Below are 2,966 nucleotides of genomic sequence, written 5' to 3' on the forward strand. Positions count from 1 at the left end.
GTCAATAAGTTGATCTAATCACTATAAAGTGGTCTCAATAAGTGAACTGGTGGTTTCTTTAACGTGAAACTAAAGTTTCTAAAAAGGGAACCTCCGGTTCTAATCAAACGAAATAATCAATGATCACGTAGTACTCTACTTTGTCATCCTTTAAAACCTTACAATAGAAAATTATCTACAGAGATTTTTTCACACACCCGAATAAAACAAAAAGCTTGGATATGCAAAATACATAATCCAAGCTTTTATAAAAAATCATCGTAATGAAGGTGAGTCGCAGTAACTAATTTTCACATTATCAGAATCTTCACCCTACATTTCTATCTTTTATATACTGTTTTATTAAATAACTATGGTTATTTATACTCAATCCATTCTTTATGATCTTTATACTTAGTTAGCTTATATTCTAACTCAAACATACTTCTTTGTATCTCTTCCTTACTTCCATTTACTCTTGCCTCTAATCCAAAAGCACTTCCTTCCATAATAGCTGGTATATAAAATGCCTTTAAAAATGTATTTGCTTTCTCATAATTAGTTACCTTATCCCAAAAGTTAGCCTCATTTTTTATTTCATTTTTTAATACTGTATAAGTTTCTCTTATTAAACTAATATGAGCATCCTCATTACATAATCTTTCTATTTTTTCTACTTGTCTCAAATAATCTTGCATTCTCTCATATATAAGTTTTATTTTATCATCCATTTTTATTCTCCCTTACTTTTCAATGCTTCAAGATAATGTGTCTGTACCCATCCTACTATTTGATTTCCTTCTAATTTTCATTCACTACTACTCAATATATTCTCCTCTACCAACGTCTTTTCTTCTAAAGTTGTAGCATTCCCCTCTATACTCTTAAAAATATTAGGTAACAAACTTTCACTAAATCCTGCTAATGTCGCTACGGTATAAACTAAATACATATTATCTGTAGAATCATTTTTCAAAACACTTAATATAATATCTGACTCTATTAAAAAATAGCTAATTATAGCTGTTAACATTGAAAATACTACCTTATAAATTGATACAATAATATAACTCCAAGTACTTTCAGAAACTTCAAATTTCATATCACTCAATTTAATATTTAATGATATGAATCCTCCTATTGCTCCAAATGTGGCTATCTTTATATATTTAGTATAATAAAAGTTCATACCAAAGCTAGAGAATATAATTGATACCAACAACATAATAATTGTTATTCCTAAAAATATTCCTATATACCATATCTTCTTTTGGACAATTTGCCTTTGTTGTAATTTATAAATTAAGTCTCTAAGTATATCTTTACTTTTTTCCTGTTGTCCTATCAGATATGTATTCATTGCTGTAGCTCTTTGATAATCATACCACTCTTTTGCCTTTTTATCTTTAACCTGCTCCGTTAAATATTTACTTTCAGCTAATTGATGTGTTATATGTTCAAAATTTGCTCCACAAGCACGTACTATATCATCCTCTGTTTTAAAAATCATAAACTTCTTTTCTGAATTGGAGAAGTATAGCCTTTTTATTATTTTATTTTTATATTTATCACCTTCTCGATAATTTGATATCTTTTTAGTTTGTACTGATTTTTTATTAATTTTTTCAGATGTCTCCTTATCACTTAGTTTATTTATCCGTTCTTCACTCATAATTAAAATTCACCTTCATATGGAAATTCATAATCTGGTAGATCATCTTCTACCGGGTTGGTATCTATATAGTTTTTTATTTTTTCTTGCTTACTAGAATCTAGCTTATCTAGTGCTTCTTTATTCTTTTTAAACATACATAGAAGTCCTATTGACATCTCTCCTACTAATACTGCATTTCCAATGAATTCAATAGGTCCTGGAGATTGGATATTAGTTTTAATTGTTAATTTCTCTTCATCCAAGTCATTTTTTAATATATTATATAATCCATGTGCATGCCTTATAAACAATGCATACTTATCAAAATCAATTTCATTTTGTGTTTTAATTCTAAATATTGAGTGTCCCTTCTCATCGGTAACATAAAAACTATATAAGGTTCGATTAATCTCTGTAATAACTTGATCATTATTGATATGTGCAATACCATGGTTAACATTTAAAATCAATCTTAGATTAGGTTCAAGTTCATCTCTTGGGATCTTTTTTATCCACTTTACGTCTCTAACCTTATTCAAATCTCCAATAATCGTTTCTTCTAAACTTCCACTACTATTCTTATAAGAACCTTCTTCTATGAAAGTATCACTAAGTACCTCTCCTATTAATACTTCCTCTTTACCTGGAGTTAAAATTATATCTCCTATCTTTAACTCATTAACAAATCTATTTATTTTACCTGTAATATCTGATATTCTTCTCTTGATATTTACATTTTTTTTGTTCGAAAGCTCTTCTAGAAGGGGATTGTATTTAAACTCAACTAAATCTCTTATTGCATCTATATCACATTTATTCTCTATAGATTTTAAATCTTTTACTAGATTCCACCCTAAAGCAATCTGCTCATTACGTTCAAATTCTTCAAAGAACTTTGATTCCACACCTGACCTTACAATCCAATAATTTGTTTGCTGAGAAAAATACGGTGAAGATTCCAAAATATCATTCATTCCTTTCAGCCCCCCTATAATATTTAATATCTTTATTTATAAAACGACAAATAAATAGCTAAAAAATTAGTTTTTATTTATGTAGTAATTTAATATGATAACTATCCTCCCTATAGCAGACTCACTCTACTCTACAAGGATTAGTCAATTTATCTCTAGTTTTCCAATTTAAGTATTTTCCATCTAAAAACTCCAAAATCCCCGTAACACTCATTGTCTGAGTATTACGAGGATTTAGTTAATGGAGGTGAGGGGAATCGAACCCCTGTCCGAAAGCCCATAAATCGTGGTCTCTACCATCATAGTCACTGTTTTAACATTCCCTCCATGAACCGCCCAGAGACAGGCTGTTCACTTCA

At 29.1% G+C, this 2,966-nt stretch carries 3 protein-coding genes and 1 other RNA gene; all 4 read right to left on the minus strand.

Annotation, left to right across the window (positions count from 1 at the left end; translation table 11 throughout):
* Positions 1-356: 356 nt before the first annotated feature.
* The gene (locus H8718_RS19850) at positions 357-710 is read right to left on the minus strand and encodes a hypothetical protein (RefSeq protein WP_249334789.1); all 354 of its coding nucleotides are present in this window, start codon (positions 708-710) and stop codon (positions 357-359) included.
* Between the two features lie 77 nt (positions 711-787).
* Complete coding sequence (locus H8718_RS19855) at positions 788-1,651, minus strand: hypothetical protein (protein WP_249334791.1); 864 nt, start codon at positions 1,649-1,651, stop codon at positions 788-790.
* A 2-nt stretch (positions 1,652-1,653) separates the two neighbouring features.
* Entirely contained in the window at positions 1,654-2,607 is a 954-nt protein-coding gene (locus tag H8718_RS19860) for a hypothetical protein (RefSeq protein WP_249334793.1), read from the minus strand.
* A gap of 239 nt (positions 2,608-2,846) precedes the next feature.
* Positions 2,847-2,966: a transfer-messenger RNA gene (gene ssrA, locus H8718_RS19865) on the minus strand; the annotation flags it as partial.

It is taken from the genome of Zhenhengia yiwuensis, from assembly GCF_014384995.1.
In the GTDB taxonomy this organism is placed as follows: domain Bacteria; phylum Bacillota; class Clostridia; order Lachnospirales; family Cellulosilyticaceae; genus Zhenhengia; species Zhenhengia yiwuensis.